Raw genomic sequence first — 24979 nt, forward strand, 5'->3', positions numbered from 1 at the left:
CGCACCTTGCTTTTTCTCCGCGCGCCAAATTTGATCTCCCCCGCAAGCGCTCTAAAAGGGTCGCTGGTATAGAAGGCGTGGTGGGGGCATACCGGTTTTGACTAGGCCATTTTTCAAGCACAGCATTGATGCGTTGGAGACGGAGTTCGCCCAGCGGCAGGACGATGCCTCATTCCTACAGGCGCTGCTCGATGAACTTGAATACCGCTCAACCCAACGCGCGGCGCGTCTGCGGAACCGTGTTACGGAGCGCCTCGGGCTAGCAGACGGCGCGGCCAATGGACAGACGAAACAACTCGGCACGGAGCCGGAATTGATCGCTGACGACGCCTTCGATTTCGAACAGGATGACGCGCCGACTACGGAGGAGAGCCCGACGCCGGAAACGACCTTTCTCGCACCGCGCGATGAGCCGCGACCCGAGTTTCCGCCGATCACCAATGATGCCGTTTCTGTTCTGACCGCATGGACCGCGCTAGAAGTTCTGTCCCCGCCATCCTTCAGGCGGGAGACCGATCTCACCGGCGGCGACCGCTCGGCCGTCGTGCGGCTCGATGGCGCTAAGCTCGCTTGGGAAGACACGCGCGGCGGGCGCAAGAACTACCGGCTTTATCACCAAGTCGTCTTGGGAACGGTCAAGCTGGATGAAGCGGTTGCCACGCTGGTCGCGCGCTACGGCGATACGCAGGCCGAGCGCATAGGGTCGCGCGGCGAGGCGATCCTTGCGACCATCATACTCGACAAAGCGGGTAGGCCGGTGGAGGAACCCGCCGTTGCCATCTCAAGCTTTGGCTGGGGCGTGCCACGCGCGCTGGCAGGCGACCTCACTTCGCTTGGCGGATGGCAGGCCGCTGAGCAGCCGCTCGTCGAGAAGCTCGACAAGCTGATACGCCGCCAAGATCAGAACGGCGAGCTATTGCCACTCGACCGCGACACCATTGCTAAGGCGTACCAGTGGCTAGTCAAGACGCTGGGTCTACCGGCATCGCTGATCAATGCGCCGCGCTTTTCGGTTCGAACCTATCAATACTTCAAGAACAGCGACGCGCCGGAACCACTTCTGCTCAACAGCTTCTTCCTTGGTGACCTAGCGACAGCCGCGTCTTCCTTTCGCGACGGCAAGGAAACGGGCAACCTTAAGCGCTACCTCGGTCTCGATAGGCCGGTGAGACGGCGCAACCTACTCGATGAGCCCGAGGCTGTGACTGAGGCGCTATCGCCAAGAAATTTTCCGGCAGCGCGTTGGCCGGGCAAGGGACGCCATCCCCTGGTGCTATTGCAGCAAGCCGCAGTCAACCTTGCCATGCGCGACTTAAAAACTGATGGCATCCTCGCGGTCAATGGACCGCCCGGCACCGGCAAGACGACACTGCTACGAGACATCGTTGCAAGCGTAATCTGCGCGCGCGCCGAGGTCATGGCGGACTACGGCGATCCCGCCGACGCCTTCACAAACTCCGGCCAGCGGTTGAGCGCTGGCAGTGCGTGGCTCCACCTCTATAAGCTCGACCCGCGGCTTAAGGGCTTCGAGATGCTGATCGCCTCGTCCAACAACAAGGCGGTCGAGAACGTGAGTGCCGAGCTACCCGGAAGCGATGCCGTCGCCGCCGACGCGTCCGGTCTTCGCTACTTCAAAACATTATCGGATGGCTTATTGGAGGAAGAGACTTGGGGCCTGGTCGCCGCAGTGCTCGGCAACGCGAAGAACCGCAGCGCATTCCGCAATGGCTTCTGGTGGGACGATGAGGTCGGCATGGCGCGCTACCTTGCTCATGCTGCTGGAACGCCACAGTCCATCGAGATCGCCGACGAGGACGGCAAAATAGTCGAGAAGCGCGCCCCCCGCATCGTTACCGACGAGGAAGCGCCGCGCGATCCGCATCATGCTCAACAGCGATGGAAGACCGCGCGCAAGGCATTTGTCGCGGCACTAGAAAAAAGCCGGAAGGCACAAAGGAAACTTGAAGCGGTCCGCCGCTTGATGGACGAGATGCCAACGATATCGGAGGCGGCTCAGAGTTCCGCTATCCGCACTGAGCAGGCTCGACGCTCGCATCATCGGGCCAAAGCCTTAAACGCGCAGAGCGCGCAATTGCTGAGCCTATGTGACACACATCAAATGCAGGCCGCCCGCGAGCTGCAATCCCATGCGATGATGCAGCCGGGGTTCTTCGCGCGCCTTTTCTCAACCGCGCGCTTTCGCGAATGGCGCGCAAGTGAGGCAAAGCTAAAGAGCAAACTCAGTGCTACCCGGGACAAGCGTCAAACGGCTGAATCAACTCTCAACGCCTCGGCGAAGGCGTTGGCTGACGCCGAATGTGAACGGGACGCCGCCGAAGCCGATCACGAAAAGGCGCAGAAGCGGCTTTACGACGCCGAGGAACTGCTAGGTGCTTGGCGGGCGGCGCTTGGTGAGCGCATGATCGATGCTTCGTTTGCCGAACGTAGTCACGAAGATCGCCACTTGCTCGCAGCCTGGTTCGACGATGAGACGCATCGGCTCCGCGATGACGTATTCATCGCCGCCATGGCGTTGCACAAGGCGTTCGCCGACGCGGCAGCGAAACCGCTGCGCCACAATCTTGGCGCGCTGATGAATGTCTTTGCCGGCCGCCAGATGCCGGATGCGGTGAAGCAAGCGCTCGTCTCTGACCTTTGGGGGTCGCTGTTCCTTCTGGTCCCGGCGGTATCGACGACGTTCGCTTCCGTCGAGCGGATGCTGGGACAATTACCGCCTGAGACGTTGGGATGGCTACTCATTGACGAAGCCGGTCAGGCCCTGCCGCAGGCCGCGGTCGGCGCCCTGATGCGAAGCCGCCGGGCGATCATCGTCGGCGATCCGATGCAAATCGAGCCGGTTGTGGCTCTGCCCGACATCCTGACGCAAGCAATTTGCCGGACCTTCGGGATCGACCCGGATCGGTTCAATGCACCGGCCGCTTCCGTGCAGACGTTGGCCGACGCCGCGACGCCGTATGTCGCGGAGTTCCATAACCGCTACGGCTCGCGCACGGTTGGTGTACCGCTTCTCGTCCATCGGCGATGCGATGATCCGATGTTCGCGATCTCCAATGCTGTCGCCTACGAGGGCTTGATGGTGCAGGGCCGCGGTGCGCGCCCATCCGCCATTCGTGACATTCTCGGCCCATCGCGCTGGATCGACATTGCGGGCAGCGCGCACGACAAATGGTGCCCTGAGGAAGGTGAAGCTGTCGTCGCTTTGCTTGCCAAGCTGCGACGACTGGCCGAACCGCCCGACATCTACATTGTTACGCCGTTCGTCGTCGTTCAGGACAATATGCGCACGCTGGTACGCGACAGCGGCGTCGTCGATGCCTGGGCGACCGATCCGGGTCGTTGGGTCCGTGACCGGATAGGAACCGTGCATACCGTGCAAGGCCGCGAGGCCGAGGCGGTGATATTCGTCCTCGGCGCGCCGGCAGCTCAACAAGTTGGGGCTCGAAACTGGGCAGGCGGTCGCCCCAACATCCTCAACGTCGCCGTGACGCGGGCCAAAGAAGCAGTGTACGTCATCGGCAACAGGTCGCTGTGGAATAGCGCAGGCGTGTTTCAAGCGCTACATAGTCGGCTCAACTGAGCCCGCCCCAGGATGCTTTTTGTAGCCGAACGCTATCCCTTGGCATGGTGCTTGATGAAGTGACCTGCAAAATCAGAAAACACGACAGCCACGTCGTGAAGCCGCATCACGATCTCATCGGTCCGTTGTTGTAGATCTTGCGGCTCGTCATCTTCTGAGAGACCGAAGATGCCATGTATGATTATATCATTCTCGACATATTCTGTCGGCTTAAAGAACCAGTCGAGGCTTTCATTCCCTAGTGTCAGCGCGCCAAAGTCTTTCGTAAACTTCCCTGCGCTGACCTTTTTCTTCCGCTGTCGCTCCAGACGCCGAAGTGATTGAGACACGACCTTCGCGTCGTAATGAAATCCGATGTTATTCCTGATCCGGGTGAGCAGCTTGAAATCGTCGCTCTTTGCGAATTCGACGAGCCATTCGTAGGATTTGATTGTCCTTGCATCGCATTGCTCGACGGCAGCCCGTAGAGCGGGAGTGCGCTCGATCTCGTTCTCTATGATTGCTAGTGCCTCGAACATATGGGACATCTGTAACCGCAAAAAGTACCGGGCTGCCCCGAGCTTCCTCGGTTGAAGCTTAAAGCTATCCTCAGCCTTCCATTTGCCCATCGCATAGTTGGCAAGACCGAAGTCTTGAACAGCCGTCATAAGGCGGACCATAAGTGATCCAATCTCCCCGAGATCGGCCAGCCGCTCCATACTGACCAACCAAGTGGTACTTTTGCCCATCAATAACCGCTCCGTTTAGCAGTACACGCAGACGCCCAAAGTTCGGAGCACCTGCCACGTTGCGGAAAATATCCTATCGGTGAAATACGCCGGATCTAGTCAGAAAGATTGAACTTAGCGGCCATGACGCGCAGCGCCTCGTCGGTCAGCGCGGCCGGATCTTTGCCGATCTGCGCGAAGAACGCCGGGTTGACGTGGGCCTGATAGCCGCGTTGGAACGTCTTTGTTTCGTCGCTGCGGTCGAAGAACCGCGAGGCGATGCGAAGGGCGGTGATCTTATCGCCCGCCGCCCATGCGTTGCGGATCTGATCGGTTTTGCTTTGCATCGGCTTTCCAAATCACCAGCGGGTGACGTGGAGAGCCATGCTTCCGACAACGGAGCAACTCCGACATCAAGGGATGCGCGCAAGACGCCGCTGCGCGCTACTCCCTTTTGGGAAATGGAACGATCTTTGAGCCCGCGCATCGGCGGGGCTGGTTCTACCTCTCGACGGCGTTCGACGACTTCTCCCGTTACATCGTCGCCTGGAAGCTCTGCACGACAATGAGCGCCGCCGACGTCAGCGCAACGCTCAAGCTGGCCTTGCAGGCGGCGGGGCTCGATCAGATCGGTGCCGATCGGCGGCCAAGATTGCTATCCGACAACGGTCCATCTTATGTGGCAAACGATCTCGCCGATTGGCTTGAGGAGCAGGGCATGCGTCACACCCGTGGAAGGCCCTATCACCCGATAACCCAGGCCAAGATCGAGCGCTGGCACCTATCGCTGGAGAGCCGGATCCTGCTTAAAAACTACTACTTGCCCGGCGACCCCGAGCGAGCCATTGCCGACTTCGTCGACCACTACAATCACCGCCGATATCACGAGAGCCTGGACAACATCACTCCCGCTGACGTCTACTTCGGACGCGCCTCTCGAATCCTGGAACGCCGACGAGACATAAAGCGACGAACCATCGAACAACGTCGCCGCCACCACTTCAGTGCAGCAGCATGAGCTTCAACCAGATGAGCCGGACCCTCTTTTAGATCAGACCCTCAACTGTCCCGAAGACTCTGACGACGGACAATCGCCTTCTTGAGCCGGTTGTTCTCCTGCTCCAGATCCTTGAAACGCCTAGCTTGATCGAGCTTCAAGCCAACGTACTCACGCCGCCACCGGTAGTACGTCTGCTCGCTGATTTACCCTGTCGTTTATCGTGCCATTCCCGTCTCTCCTCAATCGAGGTTGGAAATAGCTAGATTCGCTCACCTGGTTTCGTATCGCTCCAGGGGAGCAGGCCAGAAGTAGCTTCGCTCGAACCGACCTTCCGCCCGTGCATTCAACTGCAGCGGATTTGGCACGTAGGCTTCGATGCCGGCCACTTCGCAACCGGCAAAGACACTAGCGGTTTGCACCACCTCGACGTGCGGCGATCAACTCTTTGGCCTCGGCGGCCGTCATCTCACCGGCCCCGAGCACCTGGAACGCGCTAGCGGGATCCTGACTCGGATCAACCTGGGTCCCGCGTGAGTCGCCGCGCTTTTCTAGCCGCTTCCGGGACTCATCCTCCTCATCACCTCCACCGAAGCCGATGACCTCGACGATGATCACCGAAGCTTGCTCTGAGGCTCCCTGTTGCTGGGGTTTCGTCGCGGCCTGCGCGGCTCCCGCCGTGTTCGTCGCCTCCGTCAACCCGCCGATGTTCGGCGCCTGGATCTGTGGCACGCCGGAAACGTTGCCTTGCGCCTGGATGTTCGCCGCATTGATGATCTGCAGCGCGACGAGGTTCACGTTGGCGCCAGCGCGGATACCGGCCTCGCCCGCATCGATGGTGCCGAGCGGCGCGATGAGATCGATGTCGCCACCCGGTACGCCGGGGATCGTGCTGCGCGAGGCGATGCCGGCACCCGACGACGGCACGTTCGGCGCCAGCGTCACGTTGCCGTAGTTGTCGTAGACGCGCTTGGGCGGCGTGTAGACGATCGTCGTCTTGGAACCGCGGCCGGCGTTGATATCGCCCTCCGCCGACCAGGCGAGGATATCGCCGCCCATCGTCGTCATGATGCGCGACAGGCCGAGCAGGATCGAGCCCTTCGAATACATCGAGATGTTGCCCTGCCCTTGCGTGACAATGCCGGCAGAGGCAGGCGCCTCGAGGCCTTCGACACCGATCACCGTGCGCCCGCCAGGGGTCAGCATCTGAATGTCGCCGCCGAACTGCGTGCGCACGCCCGAGCCGCCGAACATGGTGATGTCGCCAGCGTAGACGATTGGCTCGCCGTTCGCGTCCTTCTCCGGAAACAGCGCTTCGATCACGGCGCGCCCGCGCAGGTACGAGCCGTAGCGGCTCGAGTCGGGATTGTTGTACTCGCGGCCACCGGCTTTCAGCTCGGCGAAGTACACCTGGCGCAGGAAGATCGCCTGCTGCTCGGAGGCGAGGCTGGCGAAGTATTCGCGGCGCTCCTCGTCATCTGCACCCGTGAAGCCGAAGCGCTCATCGAGCCAGGCTTGCAGCTCCTTCTCATACGTCTTCGCCACCTTGTCGGACTGCTCCGCGAGCGGTGTGCCGACGACGGCGAGGTTCGCCGGATCGAGGTAAGGCAGGAGGCCCGCGTAGTTGGGACCCGCCGTGCCCACTCCCGCTTGCATCAGGATCGAAGCACCCGGCCGCGTGTCGCCTGCGGCCAGGGCGCCGATCGATACGATCGAACCCTTGTCGCCCTGGTAGATGTTGCCGCCCGCGATAACCTCCAACGATCCGGGGCCGGCTATGTTGACGTTGGCATAGAAGATGTTGCCACCGGCCTTGATCATCGACACGTCGGTGGAGTCATTGTTGAGGATCAAGCCAGGGTTGGCACTCGTGCCCGCGCCGAAGTTCACGATGTCGCCGGTTGCGGTCACGCGGACTGCCCGGTTACCGAAATAAATCGTGTGGTAGGCGTTGCTGTAATATGCGTTGGAGTTGACCTCGCCGAAGGCGACATTGAGGATGTCGCCGTCCATCGCGTAGATGCGGTCGATAGCTTGTTGACTAGTGTTTGGATTGGCCTCAATCCCATCGGGGCGGAACGTGGCGAAATTCTTGTAACTGAAGAAGCTGCTGACGCCGCTCACCGGTCTAAACGGGTTGGGGACATCATTGACTCCGGCGCTGGCGCCCGAGACATCGATGCGCAGCGAGCCGACATTGATAGAATTGCCGACCGCGAGCGAAGCACCGTAGATAGCGCCGCCGGCAAGCAGCTCAAGCGCGCCGTTGGCCGAAGGAGCTAGTTCGAGCGTGGCGATATCGCCGCTCCCCAGGAACAGGCTGCCCTCCATTGCCACGGCGCTGAACCGGGCCGGCGCAACCGCCATAGTGGAGCTAATGGAACTCCAAACGTTATACCCGAGCCCGCCTCCGGTGACCGGCACCAGATCGCCGCCAGCAGCAAACAACGAGACTGAAGTCGTTTCAGGCTGCCACAACGACAAGTAAGTGGTCTGCTGGGTCTGTCCGATTTGCCCGGCATCGCCATAGTTGCCGATCACGAGATCGCCCGCCGTTCGCACGGTCATAGTGCCGTCGCCGGGGACCAGACCGATACCGCCCCAGGGACTGACGATGCTGGCTCTGGTGGGGTCCAGCCCGCGTGGATCGCCGGTTTCCTTTCTGCCATAGATAGGCGCCATAGAGCCGATGGAACTTGCTGCAATCTGAGTATCGCCGCGCAGATTGCTGAAGATGCTGAGCGAACCGCGGGCGGCAGACGAACCGTTGATTGCGTTGTTGCCACCGTTGAGCGTGCCGCCGACCTTGACAGTCAGATCGCCGCCGCCGGCCTGGATCAGAGTGCCCCCTGTGAGGATGGACCCATCGGTGGTGACCGATGTTACCTTGCCGCTCCCGCCCACCGCTACCTGCAACGCGCCATAGATTTGGGGCAAGCCCGAGCCGGTAACCGTTCTCGTCATGGCCCCGACGTTGCCGCCCGCGACGAGCGTGACATTGCCGCCGCCCAGCGTGCCGATTCCTGCGAAGCCGCCGGTAAAGGTGGTGGTGCTATTGACCCTGATGTTGCGGCCAAAGGCGATGGACCATGAGGCGAGTCCAGCATCGTCTACGGAGCGCAGGAGCCAATTGTCGGGGGACCAGGACTGGATGTTTTTCTGGCCGTCGTCGTAGCTATAACCGGTGACATCGCCTTGCGCGATCACCGTCAGGTCGCCGCCGTGATCGGGCATGTAGCTGCCGGCGGCAAGGCCTGTCGTGCCGGTGTCGGTACCCGCCGTGTAGACGCCGTAGAGCGAGTTCATCGTGATGTTGCCGCCGGCAAGCAGGTCAAGACTGCCAGTACCGGTTCGCACGACGCTCGGTGTGGTCCCGCCGAGTGGGTTCAACATACTCAGGCTGCCCGCACCCTCCAGTTGGCCGTATGGGCGCAATACGCGGGACGACGCGGCCGAGATGTCAGCACCAGCCACCAACCTGATGGAAGCGGCGAGCGAGCCTGGAGCCAGCATAGGAGCCAGCGGCGACGTCGCAGTGAGCGCTGGTAGTGTCGTGCCCGGCTGAACGAGTGTCGCGGTCAAAGCCAAGCTTGGCAAGGCCGCAGCCTTTTCAAGGAAGGTCGAAGATGCGCTAAGCCTTGTCCCCGCGGGGATGGTTTGGCCAGGCAGGTACTGGGTTCCAGAGGTCGAACTGATTGGCCCAACCGCAGATGCAAGACCTCGATAAAATGCGTCGTTCGGAACGGTCCAGTCGGCGGTGAGGTAGAGATCCTGAGGCAGAAAATAAACAGTTCCGGATGCTCCGCATTCGCCGACTGTACAGTCGAAAGTGTCGAATGCCGCTACGTTCAAAGTTGTTGAATATCGATAGACAGGCGGATTGCCCTGCGCTGCAGGCCTTCCCTTGAACCCGTCCGATATGCTTCCGCCGATGGTGAGATTGCCACCTGCACGCACCACCAGCGCCATCGGCTCGCCGGCGCCGTAGTTCGACGAATTGGTGTCGCGGTTGGCACCCGGCCCGTAGCGATACTTGGACAGATCGATATCGCCCGAGGTGGAGAGATCGCCGCCTGAGGCTATCTCCACGCCCGGCCGCAGATGGAAGGCGCTGCCATAGGCGGTCAGGCCGGCGAGCTTGCCTTGAAGGCTTGCCGTGAGCTGGCCCGCCGCAACATTGTTGTTGTAGGCTGCGCGGATGAAGGCTTGGCTGGCCACATCGTAGCTGTCGAGCATCTCCTGGGTAATGACTGTGCCCGGAGCGAACAAGCCGTAATTCAACACGGCGTTAAGCGCTATGCTGCTCGCGCCACGGATGTTGAGCGGCCCACCAGCGCTGACGCGTACATCGCCGCTGGTTCCACCATTGCGCGACGCGTTGAGAACGAGCTGACCGTAAGCGCCTGTCGGAGTCGAAAGATCGAGCGTCGCACCCGATGCGAGTGTCAACGTGCCGCCGACGCTGGTCAGCTCGATCGTTCCGCGATTCTTCGCCTCGATGGGCTGCCCATAGCTGTCGACCTGCAACTCACTGCCGTGAACGTCCAGGATGGCCGTCGAAGCGACCGTCAGATTGTTACCCGCCGCGAGCCGAATGCTTCCCGGCCTCGCGCCGCTCGCGTCGATGCGGCCATTCACCGTGAGATTGCCGACATTCGCCGAAACGGAGATGTCGTGCGCTTTGAGTTCGTCGCCAATGATGAGATCGGCGGCTCTGAAGGAGAAGCTGCGCGAGCCAAAGAACCCGCCCCGGTTCAATGCCTGATTGACGAGGGCGAAATCGGAATTGGAGAAGCCATAGGTATTCACCGTGAACGAGCCGCTGTCATAACCGCCCGTAGATATGCCTGCGAACAAGCCGTCGAGTGAGTTCATGGGGCCACCGCCGCGGTCATCCTTGTAGAAGGCGACGGACCCACCGTAGAAGCTGTCTGTTGCCGTCAGCGAGATGGAGCCAGCTGCATTGTTCACCGCTGAGACGTCGATGTGCGGTGTTCCAAAGAACGAGATGCTCCCATACTCGCTCTCGACGTCTAGATCGCCGCCCCACGAATATTTCGTGACGTCGTTGAATTGAACGGCGCGGCCGGAGAGATCGATCCGCGTGCGGTCATAGATGTCGATTCCGTCTTGCGCCGTAATCGCGAGCTTGCCGGACGGCAATGCCACGGCCGTGTCCAATTGAACTCCCGAGTAGACTGAATTCAGGTTGATGGTGGCGCCGAGGGCTTCGATTGCCGAGGTGTCGACGGCCGACGCACCACCCGGCGCGCGCACGCGCAGCATGCCGCCCGCATAGACCGACAGCACCGAGCCCGCCTCGCCGGTGAGCAGCGGCGTGACGATCCGCAGCTCGGCGACCTCTCCCGTGAACGTCTTGGGCGCGAAAGACGGCGTCACCGTACCGCTGCGCCACACCGACAGCGAATTGTTGTCGAAGGACGTCACCCGCTCGGACGCGGCGAGCGTAACGTTGGAGAAGCCCAGCATCAGCCGGTCGAACGTCGCGGTCGAACCGCCTGCCAGCATGGGAGGATGGCCGAATGTGATCGTTCGGGCGTCGATCTCGAACTTGCCTTGGCCGGCGCCCGGACCGTTGGCGATGATCGCACCCGGGAGTGCGCTGCCGTAGTTTAGGCTTCCGTCCCCATTCGTCGAGACCACTCGCTGGGTGACGTTCCAGATCAGTTCGTTGACTTTGAGAACCGCGTTATCGGTCGATGCGCCCGCGCCATAAATGGCGGGTGTCGTCAGGGTGAGGCTGTCGAGCGCGGAAAGATCGAGGTACGCCCCGCCATATACGTTGAGCGAATTGGTGCTGGCTAGCTGCAGGTTGCGCGCTCCCGCGACGTCGTGGGCGGGGTCGCCTGCCAGCAGCGCGGTGAACAGATCTTTCGTCAAGTTGAGACCGTCGGGCAAAACCCCAGCCGTCCGCGCCGCCGCCAGATCGCCGGCCGATCCCAGATTGATCGAGGGAGCCGTTAGGCTGAGGGTCTTGGTCCCAAGGAGCGGCGTGCCGTCAAAGCTCACCCCGCCGTTCAGGGCGATGGTGCCGCGTGAATAGATCGCCGCCCCATCGCCGATGCTGATGGCTTTGCCGCCGTATGAAGTATCCAGCAGCAGATCGCCATTGGAGACACCAAGCCCCACGCTCAGATAATAACCAGTCGATGCATCAAGCAATTTAGTGTCGGCAAAGGACCGGGTATCGATCCTGGCTCCGTCATCGAGCCTGAAGGCCTCTGACGTCAGCACCTGTCCGGCGCGCAGTACGGCCCCGCTCTCCATCTGTGTTCTGCCAGTCGTGCTACCCACAATGATCACATTGGTGAGAGCATTGAGGCTAGGCGCGCCGATGAACAAGTTTGGGGCCCCGATCGCGTCGAGGTCCGAGGCGAGGAGTACCGTTTGCGCGGCCGAGCGCGCGGCGCTGCTGCCGTCTGCCGCCAGGATCAGGTCCTGATATTGAATCTGCCCGTTGCCCTGACTGACGATGCTCGTCGTCACCGACAGCGAACCGCCGTAGCCTCCCTCGCCCGGGGTCAGATCGGCGGTGCCATCCCAGACCAATGCAGGCATGGTGGTGTTGAACGAGCCGAACGAGAAGCGGAGGTTCTTGGCGTCAGTTTCAAGGCGCGGACGCATGTTCTGGAAGGTCTGCGCCCGAGCGATTGCGAACGAGTCGAAGCTGGTTTCGTTATACTGCGCCAGGGTGCGCACCGTGCCGCCTGGCGTGATGGTCACGCTTGTCGGCAGGGCATCACGGATCACCGTATTGGCGACGCTTTGATAACCGGAGAGCGCATAAGAGCCGCCAGGCAGCGCGATTGCGCCCGATAGCGCCGTGGTGCTGGCTCCCCCAAGCTCGATGCGGTAAGCCCCCGGCAGCAGGGCGTAATTTGCCGGAAGCAAGGTATGGGTGCCAGCCGGCAGTCCCGGTACACCGGAAGGAATTGTGATCTGCTGGCCGGCGCCCGGCGTCGCTCCGGTCCAGGCGGTGTTATATCCGCCCGCCACGGGTGCGGTCACGACGCCCGGCAGAATGGCGTAGACGGTACCGCCCTTGTTCAACGGATTGAGCAGCGTGTCGACCGAGCCGCCGCGGCCCGCCACGAAGCCTGCGCCGGTCAGCGTGCCACCGCCGGACAAATCGACCAGCGCGCCTGCCTCGCTGACGATGCTGGTAGCCTGCAGCGACACGCCGGTGCCGGTCTCGTTAGCTTTTAGCGTTCCATCGGCGTTCATATATTCGCCGGTGATCAGATTGATCCAGGCGGGGGCCGCACCGTCTACGGTCCAGTTCACGCCATCTGTGGTGCCGCCATAGGGCATGACGAGCCCTGCACCGCTTATCGAGGTGATGCTGCCCGCCTTCAGCGTCACGACCGCGTCTTTGGTCTCGACGGAGTTGACGTTAACTGTCTTCGTGGTGGCGAATAGCTTGATGGAGCCAAAGGGGGCGAATAGCGCGCCGCCCTGATTGATGGTTGGCGCGGAAATGTCGAGGCCGCCATAGGCCGAATAGGGTGTCGATACAGAGGTGGTCCCGTGCGGGCGCGTGAAGGTCAGCACGGCGGCGGTGTCGGTGAGCGAATAACTATTGGACGTGCTTTGCCCGTAGCCGGAGCGGATGACGGCGGTGACGCCGCTGGTCGGGTAAATGCGCGCCGCGGACAGGGTGAGGTCATGTGGCGCATAAAGGTTGGTGTTGGAAACGAAACGCAGATCGCTGCTGCTCGACAGCGTCGTACTGGTGAAGGCGGGGTTGATGGTGCCGCTCAGTTCCATGAGGTCGGCGCTGATTGCTAGGGTCCCTGTCGCCGCGGCGGCGGCAGACCTGTAAAGCTGATTGGCCGTGCCAGCGAGGTCAACATAAGGCGCGAAGAGAGAAACGTTGCCGCCGGCCGGATCAATATAGAGTCGGCTGTTCAAACTGAGGCTACGCCCGAGGCTCAAAGAGACATTGCCGTCAAAAGCCATTGTATCGCGCCCCATCAGCGACAGGGTGTCGAAACCGCCCGCTGCGATCGAGGAGATGGCGATGTGGCTCTGGCCAAGCGTCAGGTCGTTGCTTCCCGGCTGTGCGTTAGCCGCAAGGCCGTTAGCTGGCGTCTGGGTCAGGCTCAGTACACGATCGACCAGCAAGGCGGCAGGAATCGGATTCTGTTCCGTGCCGTACTGATAGGGATGTTCTAGATTGACCGTAAGTGAACCGCCGGACGCGCCGGGGCCACCTGCGAACGCACTCATCGTGCCCTCGGCGTAGATGCCGGAATAGCTGCGAAGCGCAATCGTGCCACCGTCGCTGGCCGCGACCACCGACCGGACCGCGCCGTCATCGCCGAAGAGGTCGAGCGTCCCGCTCGTGCCTGAAGCATCGAGCACCGCGCCGGGGCGGATAACCACGTAGGCATGACTCGAGGCCTCAATATCCATGGTGGTGAGCTGCCCGGTGGTATCAAAAGCTCGGAGCAAGCCGCCGGTGCTGCCGATGTTGATGCTGCCGCCATCTGGCACCACGCCATAGAACCGTCCGCGGATATCGGTGGCGATATAGGGTTGTGCCGCTGCATTCAGCACAGCGTGATCGCCGATCCATATCGACATCGTGCCCGGGTCGGTGAAATTGCCCTGCCCATAGGTGTTGGCGATGGCGATGCTTCCGCCGGGGGCAGTGACTGTTCCATCCACAGTGACCTGACCACTGGAGGCCAGACGGACGCTCTGACCGGGATCGACCGTAATCGAGGCGCCGGAGCCAACCATAAGGTAGCCTGGTCTCGAGCTGTAACCCGTGCCGTCGGCGCCAACACCAGAAAGGAGGGCCAGGCCGACGCCCGCGCGCTGGATGAGCCTCCCATTGACCGCGTCTTCCTGATAGACGGGGGGCGTCCAGACCGGCGCCGTGTTGGCGTTGTTCGTGCCCGCAAGAGAGCCGGGAGCCGATCCAGCGTATTGCAGTACCGGCATGACGGCGTCGATCGCGACGCCGTCCGCCACGTTCAAGCCGCTCTGGCCGTTGACGGAATAATTCGAGAAGCCGGACTGAAAGAGCGACGGCGACAGCGTGGTGACACGCTGGATTGCAACGTCCGTCGGCAGAACCGTTCCCTTCGGAACGGCGACGCCGGCAGCATAAGCAATATCGTCTGGCGCGATGGTCCCGGCGGCATAACTGACGGTTACAGGATTAATCGCTAATCCGCCCTGGAACGTGTTGTCTGGAATCCGATATCCATCGGGAAGACTGCCGACAAATTGAGTGAGCACAGTGCCGGCTGGGACGGTGTCACCTTGGAAATAGCGGCTATTGGTGCTGGTCCAGACGAAAAATATTCCCGTGGGCAACACCCAGTCGCTGCTCAGAGTGACCCTCTGACTTGCAATCGTCGCACCGGCCGGAAAGACGTGCCCGTTTGCGACGCTGGTGATCGTGACGGAGGCCGGCATCGGCAAAACGCCTCCGGCAGGAACTGTGAAGCCAGAGGCCAACACCAAGCCGAGGGGTGCGGCCGTGCCCGCCGGGAGGGTTTCTCCCGGGAAAAGGGATGTGCCCGAAATCGACACCACGCCGCCGGTTTCCAGATTCAGCTTGCCGCCCTTGCCAAACCCGTAAGAGGCTAGTGTTCCATTGAGCGTCAGATCGCCGTGGTTGCTGCTGGTCGAGCTGCCATCGTCGCTTTGCTGCGTTTGGCTAGCGACGAGGGTTATATCGCCGCCGTTTCCTCCGTTGAACTTGCCGTTGAAAGACAAGAAGCTGCCGGCGCTGGCATTGATCGATGAGCCCTCGCCGAGCGACACATCACCATATGAGCGCAGTGTCACCGCACCGCCATTGATATAGGCAAGGCGTGAAAGGGCACTTGCCGGATCGGCAATCTGATTGGTCGGCAATCCGCGTGCATCCAGTGTGACGCCGTTGGCGACGGTGACGCTCGTGTTGCGGACGAGGCTTTCGTTCGTCGTCTGGCCGAGTTCGATTGAACCGCCGCGGGCGGTTATATCTCCATTGATGGCGACCGTGCTTCCGTATAGTGCGATGCCACCTCCATTGGCCATGGTCAGCGGCGCATCGACCGTGATGGTACCGGTGACCGCCGCCCACAGCCCCCCAAGGCCAGCGCTATCGAGTCCGCCAGCGTCGAGCCAAATGCCATCAGCGACCGCGGGCTTCGTAGACGAAATCAACAGCGACGTGTTCACCGGCCTGGTTACAAAGGCCGTGCCGTCGACTAGGTAGGTCTGGATGTTCATAGTGCCGGCCAGCGACACGGTCGATTGGCTCGCCTTGTACCCGTCAGTAATGCCGCTAGGCCGGGCCGAGGTCTGTCCTGCGCCCTGCACAACGTCGGCGAGGATGTCGGCTTCGAACACCGCGGTCGGCGTCGACAGGTTGAGGCGGCCCGCATCGCGCCCGACGGTGTAGCCGTCCTCCCACCGCGTCGACACGCGGCCCTTGCCAAGCGGGTTGGTCCACACTTCGGTGATGCCCCAGCGGTCGTTGGAACGGATGTAGCCTTCGCCAAGCCCGTAGAACGTCATGTCGGCGCGCGCGTCGTTGACGTTGTAGAGCTTGCCGTCGCGGCCGAGGAAGTTCGTCGTCTGGATGTAGCCCCCCGCGTAAGAGACCGAGCCGCCGGAGATATCGAAGATCGCACCCTTCTGCGCGATCACCTCGCTGGCCGACAGCGTGATGGTGCCGCCGACACTCGACCACTCGCCGATCCCATGCGCCGTGTTGGCGAGATAGCCGCCCACCTCGAGCAGGCCGCCCGGCGTATAATAGCGATCGCTGTCATAGCCGCCCGTCCCCGCCGGAACGTAGGTCAGGTTGCGGACATCGACCCACACGTCGGCGTTCTTCAGATAATCGTTGTCGCGGTTCTGTGGGCTGTCGCGCAGCTCGTTGCCCTGGATGTTGACCAGGATGTTGTTGTTCGCCATGGCGAGCTGCACGTCGCGAACACCCGACACATCGAGCACCGAGCCTTCGGCATTGAAGATGCGGCCCTTGGCCGAGACCGCGATCTGTCCACCTTGCGCGCTCGATATCGAGTTACCCTCGAACGTCACGTTGCCGCCGGTGACGATCTCGATGCGCGATTGATCGAGCCGGTCGGCCAGAAGCGACAGATTGTCGAACGCCCCCGCCGCGGCGCTGCCGCGCAACACGTTGGCGTCATCGGATGCCTTGATCAGCGCATCGCGCTGGCTATTGAGCGCCGTAGCCCCACTCGCAAGATCGGGAATGACCGAGGTGACGCTGCCGGACCCAAGCACGATCGAGCCCGTCGTATCGCGCACCGAGTTCAGCAGATGGATGGTGCCGCGCGTGTTGACCGAGGTCGACGCAATCAGCACGCCGTCCTGGCGGATCGCGTGAGCGGCGAGCGTGATGTCGCCCTCGGAGGCGTAGATTTCGCCGCTGTTGCTCACCGTTCCAAGGCCGCCCGGCGTGAACGTCGTGCCGTTCCACGTTCCGACCGACACCTCCGAGCCGCGCGTCGTCGACGACTGGTTGGCGTCGGTGCCGTAGCCGCGGCGGAGGACGAAGTCATCGCCCGCCGCCAGCAGGGCCTGCCCCAATGGCGTGTTGATCGAGCCCCAGTTCTCAACTTCGCTGCCGAGCAGCATCACCGTGCCGCCGCCAGAGGTGACCGACTTCGGGTCATGCGTGCCAATCTGAGCCCCGCGCTCGACAAGCACCTTGCCGTTGCCGGCGCCCATGAAGCTCGGCGTGTAGACGGTGCCCGTCAGCGGCGCGTAGATGCCGGCATTGAGGAACTGCTCGTTGGCAATGTTGGCCGTCGACGCGATGAGGCTGCCGACGTTCACCTGCGAGGCACCACCGAAGACGATGCCGTTCTGATTGATGACGTAGACAGACCCGTCGGCCTTGATAGTGCCGAGGATCTGGCTCGGCGCGGTCCCGCCCGTCACCCGGTTGAGCGCAACCCAGTCGCGATTGCCCTGCTGATCGAAGGTCAGGTCGGTCTTGCCGCCGACATTGAACGTATCCCAGGTGAGGATCGCCTTACCTTGCGTCTGCTCGATGCCGACCTTGGTGCGATCGCCATCGCTGAACTGCGTCGGCAGGTTGGCGCCCTGCCACAGCTCGGTGTTGATGACGCCGCCATTGCCGACGACGCCGTTGCCGATCACCAGCCCGCCGGCACCGAGCCCGTTGACCGCATTGGGCATCGCACTGAGCGCAGCCTTCGCCGCATCGCGCGCAGCCTGCTGGGAGGCCTGCTGAGCCTGGATGGCCAGCGTCGCGCGCTTCAAGGCGTTCCCCGCATCGCGTGCCGCATTCGTCGCAGCGTCCTGCGCCGCCTGCTGCGCCGCTATCGCCGCAGCAGATGGCGTAACCTGCTGACCACCTAAAGGCTTGGCGTCAGCCGGCATACCAGAGAGAAGAAGTGCCCAAATGACAGCGTGGCAGATTCCCCAATGCCGCAGTTGCCCCCCACATCCGGACGCTGCTTTCAAGCGGTGATCGGGAATGACAGCATTCATGGAGGGCCCTCACGCAGCTTGAAGAATTGAGACACAGCCGCCGGCTGTCGATGCCAGCGTCTGCTGCGTAGATCCTTCCCAGGCATCGAAGCCGCAAAAAAAGTCCCCAGGGCTTTTCACATGCAGAGCAAAGTGTTGCGGATCGGCGACTATGCGACAGCCCTCACTCAACTCAAAAGAATGATGCCTCCTGGCAGCTCTACGGCGTGCGCGCCAAAGACCAGCTTAATCTGCTCGACGACCCCGTCGATGCTGGATATCGGAAATTGCGCGTTGAAGAGGCGGCGCCCCAATTCCGCATTGGCGAGGATGATCGGCCCGGTCCGGTACCGATTGATCTCAGCAATCGCGTCCGTCAGCGGAGCTTCCTCGAACGTGAGAATGCCGCTTCTCCAGGACGTCACGGCAGCAGCGTCGACACTAGCACCTGCGCCGAGGCCATTTGCCGAATAGGTAATCTGATCGCTCGCTCCAATGAGAGCAGATCGGCCGCCGCATGCAACCATCACCTTGCCCTCGATGCATGTTGTACGAACGATCTCACCGTCGTAACGGACGTTGAAAATTGCACTATTAGAGCGAATTTCGCCGGCACCAGCTTTTACCCGGACAGCCCGTCCGCTCACTCGCGCCGATATTGAGGCCTCACCAGCGATCAACCTGAACCCCTCCGCTCCGCCTTCAGACGGCAACAACGATATGCTGGTGCGCGTGTTGAGCTCGACCGAAGGTCCGCCTGACAGCGCAATGCTGCGCCGTTCCCCAGGTGCCGTGCGATAGTCGGCGGCAAGCTCAGATACCGACGGCCATAGACCCAGTGGCGGACGGACTGAAAGATAGCCTGCCACGGTGGCGGCGATCGCTCCCGAAATGAATCCCCGCCGCCCCATGCTGCCTTGTCGCGCCGGGCCCCTCGCGGCAAGAAGCAACTGGTTGGCTGGCCCCGTTCCCTCCCAAATGCGGCAGACGTTGTCGAAAGCCTCGATATGAGCGCTGCTGCGAGCGGCCCACGACCGAAATGCTTCGAGATCGCCACCTGTCGCCGTTCCGCTGACGAAGCGCAGCAACCAATCGTGTGCCTCACGGTCTACAGCCGAGAGCAATACAGCGGTACTTTGAATGGTCGCGCCACGTGGGGATCGTGCGGTCATCTCGGCTCCCCGTCCTCGCGTGCCGCGGCCCGCACATTCGACCTAGTGTCGAGCCGCTGAAGTCGCAGCGCGCAGTGCGCGAGGGCATCCCTCAGTTCAAGTTCGGCAAGTCGGAGCGAAATGCCCAGCCGACTGGCTATCGAGCGCATCGTTTCGCCGTGCACACGAGAAGCCAGAAGGACTTCACGACGTCGAGGACTGAGTTCTGACAGTGCACGCGCGAGCGCCTGGATGTCTGATCGCGCTAAGACCGCGCGCTCGGGATCGGGATCTTCGTCGACCAATCCAATGGCGTGTTTGGCGTCGCTGAGCGTGACGAGACGGTTGTCAGATGCACGCTGCTTAGCGGCGAGATTCGCGGCCATCTGCAGCAAGTAGTTTCGAGGACTGTGTACATGCCCCGAAGGTTCAGCGCGCTCGATCTGCAACCATGTTTCGTGCAATGCGTCAGCGGCCAACTCCGCCGAACCGAGGCGGCGGGTCAGCCGGGAGCGCAACTCATCATACCCAAGTACGAAGAAGCGGCGCAAGACGTCGCGGGCTGCACTGCTCATGGCTCTTCCGCTGTCATATCAGCGCGCCGCAGTCATAGTCGTATTGGCACAACCACTGGGCTCGCGCCCCGTCCTGGCGAGAATTGCCATTGTGATAGGCTGGGGTAGTCCCTCGGGTGGGACCGCTCCGATCTGCAGACCGCGCAGCGCACGTGCAAATGCGTCTTCGCCAGAAGTATTTGGCGGCGCATCCAGCAGCCGGATCCTGCTGATTTCTCCGGATCGCGAGACCCAAAACTGAATGACGAAGTCGCCGCTTGTCGGCCGCGTCTCCGCCTGCGCACACAACGCCTCCGACACACGCGTCTGGACGAAAGCGAAGTAGGTTTGCGCAGACGAGCCGGCCACAACAATGGGGCGTCTGGCTGTAATCGTCAGACTTCTCGGACCGCTCCGGCGTGCCACCAGACCAGTTCCGCTCAGCAACGAACCGAGCGCATCATCCGGCTCAAACGTACCTATGACAGCGGTAGACTCTCGGCCGATGGCCAGCGCTCCATCGTAGTAGAGTTCGAGGCCGGAGGTGAGGCTATAGGCCGTGAGCGCCGAAGCGAGCGGCTGGGCCAAAATATGAAAGTTGACAGCTTGAGCGACAGAGCCGGCAAATGCTCCAGTCACGAGCGCCGATAGTGAAACCGAAACCGCAATAACGGAGCCGATGAAAGTTGACGCCAGACGAGCGAAAAACGCCGAAAATGGCACCACCACAGCCCTCGCGCTCGCCACCCCGCGAAGCAGACTAAGCTTGCTTCTTTGCAGTTCCATGTCGCACTAAGACGCTAAGCTCCAATCTGGTCGACTGCGCTTCGACAGCCGGAGGGAACCCTCATGTTTCCGCTTCAAAAACCCGCCCCCTGAGGCCATAAGATGCGCGTCTTGCCCCTCTTCGCCGTGGATCGCTTACTAGAGTTAGATGTCAAGTAAGCCACCCGCCCACCTAGGACGCCCTCACGGTCCCCGCGGCGTGTTCGAAGGCGGTGTGGGACGGTAAGGCACGACGGACTTTCCGAAGTTTGGGCCGTACTGCTGACGCACAGCAGGAACGTTCACAATTCCGATGCTGGTATCACGAGAACGGGCATCGAAAGGCGGTAGATTGGGCACAGCCGGAACGCGCGTGCTCATCTCCTTGAGCTTGCTGTTGAGGCAGTCGTAGGTTTTCGCCGTACCGATCTCCACCTCGACGCAGTTCTCCGCGGGAGCCTCGTTGACGAGAGGCGGCAACTCCACGCTCCCAGTTCCCTGCTGACCGATTGCCGGAGAGGTCACTGTAAAGAGAACTGTTAGCGAGATAAGCGCGGATCGCATACTTGCACTCCCTTGCCCCGATCTTAGTTGGCGGCGGACAGCTTCAATCTGAGACGCACAGGCTGCAGCATGCCGGAAGGCGGTGCTCCGGCGCTGACCCTCTGCAGGACGTCACGCAATCCATCGTCCGCTGGCGCCACACCTATGGACTTGAAGGCCACACGCTCCACAGTACCGGCCGACCCAATCCAGATGCTCACCACGATGCTGGAGGGAACCTGCTGTGCGTCGTTGGCCCGCGCATTTCTTAGACCATCATGCAGCCGTTGCGCCGCGGCGCTCTTCGAAGCAATCGCGCTTTCTGCGGCCATGCGCAGCTTGTTGGCAAATTCGATCCATGCCTGCGGGGCCTGTGTCGGCGAAACAGCCTGTTGAGCGACAGCTCCCGTCGAGCAAACACCATATGTCCCCCCGCACAGAAGCGACGCCACCAGAGCACTCGTCAAACGATTGCGTTGCATGACCAGCTCCATCCGACCATGACTCATGCGAAGGCTGAGAAAAGTCCAAGCCTGATCCGTATCGATCCAGATCAGGCTTGGCGCGTAGCCCGCGGAGCGTGGGTCACCGCGGGTAGGAGTAGGAACGGATTGTTAGTCGGTCTTTGGCTGGTCCAGGACCTGCGATAGCGCCAGTTCATTGATGGTTGGTGGGCTCTGCTCGAGCAGGCGCGCGAGGTATGCGCGGCGCGTTGCCTCTGCCTGCTGTGCGCGCAGACGCTGCGCCAGCGCGCTGCGAACCTGATCGAACGTGAGAGTTGAAGCCGGCTTCGTGTCGATCAGCTTGAGGAAGTGCCAACCCTCGGCGGCCTTCACCGGCTCGCTCGTCGCTCCCTTTTGCAGCCCGATAACCTGGGCCTTGATCTCCGGCTTCAACTGGGTCTCGGCCAGCCAGCCGATCTCGCCGCCGCGCGCTGCGCTGTCCGGCTCGTCCGAGTCCGTCTTGGCGATTGCCGCGAAGTCGGCGCCCGCCTGCTTCAACTTAGCCTGCACGTCTGCAACCTTCTTCGCTGCCTTGTCGGCCTGCTCCTTGCTGGCGCCGGCCGGAAGCGAAATGTAGATCTGCGCCACCTGGAACTGGCGCGGCACAACGAGCGAAGCCTTGCTCGCCTCGTAGGCCTTCTCCAGTTCGGCCTGCGATGGGAAGTCGGCAGGCGGGGTCGACATCGCCTGGAGGTAAGTTTCGACCACGACGTTGTCGCGGGCGCGCTGGATCTGCGTGGCGACCGCGGCCTCATTCTCCCACTTCTTCGCCGTTGCTTCCTTCAGTACGAGCTGGTTCGCGAGCAGCACGCGCAGCGTCTGACTGAACAGGGCGGGATCGCGGGCAAGCGCCGCCTGCTCGTTCGCCGGCAGCGTTGCGACGAACGCCCGGATCGCATCCCGCGTTAGGTTATAGTCGCCCGCGCGAGCAACGACGCTGGCGTCGACCGGCGCAGTGGCCCGAGCCGGGGCCGCGGGCTTACCAGCTGGAGCCGCAGGTGCTACGGCCGCTGGCGCAGCCGCCTTCTTTTGGGGCGCCTGCGCCATCGCGCCACCCGATACTGACAGCATCAACCCTGCCGCCACGAGACCGATGATCCGCTTCCCACTCTGCTTCGTCATCTCAGTCACTTGCTTGCTCCAGTTTCAGCGTTGCGCGCGTTGGTCGGAAACACGTTGCGTGTCGATCTTTTCGTCGTAGTCTTCGAGCACGCCCTTAACTTGCGTGCGTTTGATGCCAGTGAACGGCTCGCGGACCAGCAGTGCGTCGCCCAACGTTACGCTCTCATACTCAGCAAGAAGTTCGCGACCGACCTTAACCAACTGCTTGTTCTTGTCCGTGCACGCGGCAGTGCTGGCTTTCCAGTTGTTGGATTCGACTTCCAGCCTCGCCCGCTCGGCGTCCTTGGTCCTCGCGACCGTAGCAGCCTCTGCGTAGGCTTCCTTCCACTTCTCCAGTGTCTGGTTGCGTTCCTCGAGGCGGGCATTGAACTCCTTGACCGCCTCGCGGTAGTCCTTCTTCACCTGCTTGACCTCGGCTTTAGCCGCGTCGACCTGAGACTTGAGCGCGGCATTGTCGCGCTCGAGCTGTGCCGTCTTTGCCTGCAGGCTCGTGCGCTGATCCTCCAGCGCCCGCACCTGCATGGTGGTGGACCGCAGTGCCTCGCGAAGTCTGTCAACCTCGGTGTCTGCCTGGGCACCGGTGGCGATGGCGAGAACTGCCGCGATCGATGTTGCCGTCTTGATGATGAGCTTCATGATCAGAACTTTGCGTTGAGATCGACTTGGAGGAGATCGACGGCATAGGGCGCACCAGCGATGGAGTTGGCGCTCATCCACTTTGCCGTCGCCACGATGCTGTGCGACACCGCGAAGTTGCCACCTAGGAAGTAGCCCTTGAGGTTCGTGCCGCCGAGGCCGAAGTCGCTATCCGCAAATGCGTCGAGCGTCGCATCGGATTCGAGGTACTTGTAGCCGACATGGACATTCCAATCGCCGAACTCATCGAAAGTTTTGTGGCCGACGCTGAGGCGCGCCAGGAATCCGATATTGCCGCCGTCGAAGTTGCATATTGTTGCTGGCATATTGGGGGCGCAGTTGTTGGTATTGACCCTATCGATGGCCGCCTGATTGAAGACTGGATTCCACACGAACTCGGTGTCGAGCATGATATGCGCGGGATCGAAATGCGCGAAGTCGAGACGCGAAGCGAAAACGACCGGCATGTAGTCGCTGGCTAGCCCGAAGTATTCTGGCTGGGCGAATGGCGTGCCAGGCGTGTGACCAACCGGCGGCACAATATCGCGAAGGTAGCGATAGGTGTTGCCCTTCTGCGCAAACGATGGTCGCAGATGGTCGGTACTGCAATCCTTCGAGACCTGCAGGTTGCAGGGCTCAGACAACCGTCCCTTGACGTTCTGATACTCGAACACACTAGCACCTACGGTGAGGCCGATCGTAGGGCGGATCTGCCAGTTCGCTCCGATCTGCGCACCGTAGAGATACTTGTCCTTGCTCTCGAATTTGCGCGCCTCGTTATACGAGAAGTCGAGTGAGGTGTTGAACATCGCGAACGCGCCGACGTTACCGAATGCCGTCAATCCCGGGCGAATTTCGTGCGTTCCCTGCACCGCAAAGCCATCAAACCCCAGGTCCTCATCCCATACCAGCTCGGTAGGCCGCCAGAATGGATTGTCGAAGCGGCCGACTTTGAACACCGTGTTGTCGAGCAACCCGTAGTGCTCGAATGGCGACTTCGCCGGCTCGAACTTCAGATAGGCGCGGTCTAGCCAAAGATCGTATTTGGCGAAGTTGCCCGTCATCGTCTGGTTGGTGGAGACCGGCGAATTATCCGATCCCGTCGCGATGCGCATGCCGACCGAGAATCCCTCCTCGAGGTCGGCGTCCATGCCGATCCGCGCGCGGATCCGGTAACGCTGACGATCCTGCGTCGTATTGATCAGGGGCCCGAACGTAGGATCGAGTACGGAGACGTCATAGGGCGATCCGGTGTTGATCTTGTTATAGTCGTAGAGCTGTCCAACCGAGTTGTATCCATCCCCGGGGTAGAAGTGTCCCTCGTACCGGGTGCGCAGGTCGCCGTAGAGCTTGATGCGTGAAGCCCACTCCGGATACTTGCCTGGCGATGCCCAGCCCTCGTCCTTAGCCTGCTGCATAACCTTTTTCTTGATTTCGTCGCGAAGCTCCTGCTTCACCACCTCGGGAACATACGAGACGCGCTTGCTGCCGGGTGGCGTCGCGGCTGATGCGGCAGCCGAGGCTGCTTTCGCCGCTTCTTCCGCTCGGGCGGTGGCGGTCTTTACGGCTTCACGCGTCACCATCGACTCGTCGTCCACCTGCGGCACCAGCTCGTCGGCCTGTTCCTGTGTGATGACGCCTTTCTGGACGAGAACGTTGATGAGGTTGACGGTAGCGTTTGGCGAGACGGCCCGGTCCGTGGATACGGTCGGCTTCTCTCCTTCGGCCTCCGGGCCGGGAGCTGCCTCCGTAGCCTGCGCACCGGCATCGGTACCCGCAGCCGTCTGGCCAGGCTCCGCAACGTTGCCTTCGGCCGCGGCGAGACGTAGCTGTGGGGCCCAATCGAGTTGCTGAGCACTAACGGGGGACATAACCGCCGCCAGAGCGACCAATGAAACGGAAACCAGC

12 protein-coding genes and 2 pseudogenes are annotated in these 24979 nt (G+C 61.8%); 2 read left to right on the forward strand and 12 right to left on the reverse strand.

What is annotated here, in order from left to right; translation table 11 throughout:
- Positions 1 to 97: 97 nt before the first annotated feature.
- The gene (locus NDB2M4_RS12260; RefSeq protein WP_139247236.1) at positions 98 to 3598 is read left to right on the forward strand and encodes a DEAD/DEAH box helicase; all 3501 of its coding nucleotides are present in this window, start codon (positions 98 to 100) and stop codon (positions 3596 to 3598) included.
- A 32-nt stretch (positions 3599 to 3630) separates the two neighbouring features.
- On the opposite strand, the gene NDB2M4_RS12265 is transcribed toward NDB2M4_RS12260, so the two are convergent.
- Together NDB2M4_RS12265 and NDB2M4_RS12270 are read right to left on the reverse strand one after the other, a co-directional pair.
- On the reverse strand, positions 3631 to 4326 hold the full coding sequence (locus tag NDB2M4_RS12265) for a hypothetical protein (RefSeq protein WP_072375405.1): 696 nt from the start codon (positions 4324 to 4326) through the stop codon (positions 3631 to 3633).
- Between the two features lie 95 nt (positions 4327 to 4421).
- Positions 4422 to 4652 (reverse strand): hypothetical protein, encoded by a 231-nt coding sequence (locus NDB2M4_RS12270; RefSeq protein WP_072375408.1) that lies wholly within the window; start codon positions 4650 to 4652, stop codon positions 4422 to 4424.
- A gap of 146 nt (positions 4653 to 4798) precedes the next feature.
- On the opposite strand from NDB2M4_RS12270, the pseudogene NDB2M4_RS12275 reads away from it, so the two are divergent.
- Positions 4799 to 5323: pseudogene (locus tag NDB2M4_RS12275) on the forward strand (DDE-type integrase/transposase/recombinase); the annotation flags it as partial.
- 71 nt (positions 5324 to 5394) lie between these two features.
- Here the strand turns inward: NDB2M4_RS12275 and NDB2M4_RS12280 are convergent.
- From NDB2M4_RS12280 to NDB2M4_RS12325, 10 genes and pseudogenes are all read right to left on the reverse strand, one after another.
- Positions 5395 to 5508: pseudogene (locus tag NDB2M4_RS12280) on the reverse strand (transposase); the annotation flags it as partial.
- A gap of 202 nt (positions 5509 to 5710) precedes the next feature.
- Positions 5711 to 17818: a filamentous haemagglutinin family protein gene (locus NDB2M4_RS12285; protein WP_083556264.1), complete on the reverse strand. Its 12108-nt coding sequence runs from the start codon at positions 17816 to 17818 to the stop codon at positions 5711 to 5713.
- A 167-nt stretch (positions 17819 to 17985) separates the two neighbouring features.
- On the reverse strand, positions 17986 to 18969 hold the full coding sequence (locus tag NDB2M4_RS12290) for a FecR family protein (protein WP_072375417.1): 984 nt from the start codon (positions 18967 to 18969) through the stop codon (positions 17986 to 17988).
- Positions 18966 to 19523: an RNA polymerase sigma factor gene (locus tag NDB2M4_RS12295; RefSeq protein ID WP_072375419.1), complete on the reverse strand. Its 558-nt coding sequence runs from the start codon at positions 19521 to 19523 to the stop codon at positions 18966 to 18968. Before NDB2M4_RS12295 ends, NDB2M4_RS12290 begins: the two co-directional genes overlap by 4 nt.
- Positions 19524 to 19541: 18 nt before the next feature.
- A complete protein-coding gene (locus tag NDB2M4_RS12300) occupies positions 19542 to 20288 on the reverse strand; it encodes an STN domain-containing protein (protein WP_072375422.1) in 747 nt (248 codons plus the stop codon).
- Between the two features lie 183 nt (positions 20289 to 20471).
- Positions 20472 to 20831, reverse strand: a complete 360-nt coding sequence (locus NDB2M4_RS12305; protein ID WP_139247237.1) for a hypothetical protein — start codon at positions 20829 to 20831, stop codon at positions 20472 to 20474.
- A gap of 23 nt (positions 20832 to 20854) precedes the next feature.
- A complete protein-coding gene (locus NDB2M4_RS12310) occupies positions 20855 to 21292 on the reverse strand; it encodes a hypothetical protein (protein ID WP_139247238.1) in 438 nt (145 codons plus the stop codon).
- Positions 21293 to 21424: 132 nt separating this feature from the next.
- The gene (locus NDB2M4_RS12315) at positions 21425 to 22435 is read right to left on the reverse strand and encodes a peptidylprolyl isomerase (protein WP_072375430.1); all 1011 of its coding nucleotides are present in this window, start codon (positions 22433 to 22435) and stop codon (positions 21425 to 21427) included.
- A gap of 24 nt (positions 22436 to 22459) precedes the next feature.
- On the reverse strand, positions 22460 to 23071 hold the full coding sequence (locus tag NDB2M4_RS12320; protein ID WP_072375433.1) for a hypothetical protein: 612 nt from the start codon (positions 23069 to 23071) through the stop codon (positions 22460 to 22462).
- Positions 23072 to 23073: 2 nt separating this feature from the next.
- Positions 23074 to 24942, reverse strand: coding sequence for a putative porin (locus NDB2M4_RS12325; protein ID WP_072375435.1), 1869 nt, complete (start codon positions 24940 to 24942; stop codon positions 23074 to 23076).
- Positions 24943 to 24979: the final 37 nt, after the last annotated feature.

This window comes from Hyphomicrobium sp. NDB2Meth4 (assembly GCF_900117445.1).
Lineage (GTDB): Bacteria > Pseudomonadota > Alphaproteobacteria > Rhizobiales > Hyphomicrobiaceae > Hyphomicrobium_A.

Coding starts and splice junctions, on each gene's coding strand:
- NDB2M4_RS12265 (WP_072375405.1), bottom strand. CDS start 4,326: ATGGGCAAAAGTACCACTTGGTTGGTCAGTATGGAGCGGCTGGCCGAT.
- NDB2M4_RS12270 (WP_072375408.1), bottom strand. CDS start 4,652: ATGCAAAGCAAAACCGATCAGATCCGCAACGCATGGGCGGCGGGCGAT.
- NDB2M4_RS12285 (WP_083556264.1), bottom strand. CDS start 17,818: ATGAATGCTGTCATTCCCGATCACCGCTTGAAAGCAGCGTCCGGATGT.
- NDB2M4_RS12290 (WP_072375417.1), bottom strand. CDS start 18,969: ATGACCGCACGATCCCCACGTGGCGCGACCATTCAAAGTACCGCTGTA.
- NDB2M4_RS12295 (WP_072375419.1), bottom strand. CDS start 19,523: ATGAGCAGTGCAGCCCGCGACGTCTTGCGCCGCTTCTTCGTACTTGGG.
- NDB2M4_RS12300 (WP_072375422.1), bottom strand. CDS start 20,288: ATGGAACTGCAAAGAAGCAAGCTTAGTCTGCTTCGCGGGGTGGCGAGC.
- NDB2M4_RS12305 (WP_139247237.1), bottom strand. CDS start 20,831: ATGCGATCCGCGCTTATCTCGCTAACAGTTCTCTTTACAGTGACCTCT.
- NDB2M4_RS12310 (WP_139247238.1), bottom strand. CDS start 21,292: ATGCAACGCAATCGTTTGACGAGTGCTCTGGTGGCGTCGCTTCTGTGC.
- NDB2M4_RS12315 (WP_072375430.1), bottom strand. CDS start 22,435: ATGACGAAGCAGAGTGGGAAGCGGATCATCGGTCTCGTGGCGGCAGGG.
- NDB2M4_RS12320 (WP_072375433.1), bottom strand. CDS start 23,071: ATGAAGCTCATCATCAAGACGGCAACATCGATCGCGGCAGTTCTCGCC.
- NDB2M4_RS12325 (WP_072375435.1), bottom strand. CDS start 24,942: ATGTCCCCCGTTAGTGCTCAGCAACTCGATTGGGCCCCACAGCTACGT.